The organism is Chryseobacterium rhizoplanae (assembly GCF_900182655.1).
In the GTDB taxonomy this organism is placed as follows: Bacteria; Bacteroidota; Bacteroidia; order Flavobacteriales; family Weeksellaceae; genus Chryseobacterium; species Chryseobacterium rhizoplanae.
On sequence record NZ_FXTC01000023.1, the window covers coordinates 1 to 1,394 of the forward strand.

The following is a 1,394-nucleotide window of genomic DNA, read 5'->3' on the forward strand; positions in this document are numbered from 1 at the left end:
TAGACTGCACCCAAAAGTTTAGACAAAATTAAACAATATTATTATATGAAAGAGTTCGGTACTGTACCGGACTCTTTCCTTTTAGATTAAGTCTTATCCTGTCGTTATTGTAGTAATTGATATACTTCTTTATTTCTTTTTTGAGCTCATCAATGGTTTTAAATTTCTTAGTATAGAACATTTCAGATTTTAAAGTTCCAAAGAAGTTTTCTATTACTGCATTATCCAGACAGTTTCCTTTGCGGGACATACTTTGGATAATGCCTTTTTCTTTTAACAAATGCTGATAGGCTTTCATCTGATATTGCCAGCCTTGATCAGAGTGGATAATGAGGTTTTCAGTATTCTTAATTTTTCTGAGTCCTTTTTTGAGCATATTCACAACCTGCGCAAAGGCAGGCCTTTCTGAGAGATCATAACTGATAATCTCGCCATTGTAAAGATCAATTATCGGCGAAAGATACAATTTACTGCCCGAAACGTTAAATTCTGTCACATCAGTGGCCCATTTTCTGTTTGGCTGATCTGCCTTAAAGTTCCTCTCCAGAATATTTGGTGCTATCCTGCCTTGCTCTCCCCGGTAGGATCTGTATTTTTTAACCCTAACTATACTTTTCAATCCCAGGGTCTTCATCAGTCTTAATACCGTTTTATGATTAATTACAATTTCTTGTTGTTTCATAATCAAAGTAATACGACGGTATCCAAACCGACCTCTATGCCTATGATAAATTTGTTTTATCAAAGTTTTTATTTCTCCATATTTATCCTTTTTGTCAAGAGCTTTCTGATGGTAATAAAAACTGCTTCTGGCCATACCTGTACAATCCAACAGGAGTGACAGATCATATTTTCGCCTTAATCCTTCGATGGCCTCTGCTTGTCCTTTTTGAGAGTTAAGGCGTCTAACTTTTTTAGAAAATCAATTTCAGCTCGAAGCCTTTCGTTTTCCAATAAAAGTTCTTCTTCTCTGGTCAATGGCTTATCAGACTTTCTTTTTTTACGCTTGTAATCACTCATAATGCTGGGGCTTCCTTTGGGGGTGTTCTTTAACCCTAAAATACCACTTTTTTCGTAATCCCTTTGCCAATTCAACACGGTAGACTGAGCTGCAATATTAAATCGGATACATGCTTCCCTTTGTGAGATATGTTCTGTTTCGATGGTTTTTAGAACTTTAACCTTGAAATTCAGGGAATAGCTCCTGTTTTTTCGCGGGTATAGTCCCGAGATTCCGTACTTGCTATAAAAACCAATCCACTTGCGCAAATTGCTTTCATTAAATCCTTTCTCTGTTGCTATAGATTTAATTGAACGATGAGAATTTTTGTGAAGGTTAATACATTCTAATTTGAAAGCAACGCTAAATTTTTCTTTTCTATACATAAAAAAAT

The 1,394-nt window shown here is 35.4% G+C and carries 2 protein-coding genes; both read right to left on the minus strand.

What is annotated here, in order from left to right; translation table 11 throughout:
- Window positions 1–28: 28 nt before the first annotated feature.
- The gene (locus FN817_RS22975; RefSeq protein WP_142719946.1) at window positions 29–871 is read right to left on the minus strand and encodes an IS3 family transposase; all 843 of its coding nucleotides are present in this window, start codon (window positions 869–871) and stop codon (window positions 29–31) included.
- Window positions 859–1,394, minus strand: a 536-nt coding sequence (locus FN817_RS22980; protein WP_142719947.1) for a helix-turn-helix domain-containing protein, incomplete at its 5' end; no start/stop codon positions are given. The genes FN817_RS22980 and FN817_RS22975, both read right to left, overlap by 13 nt.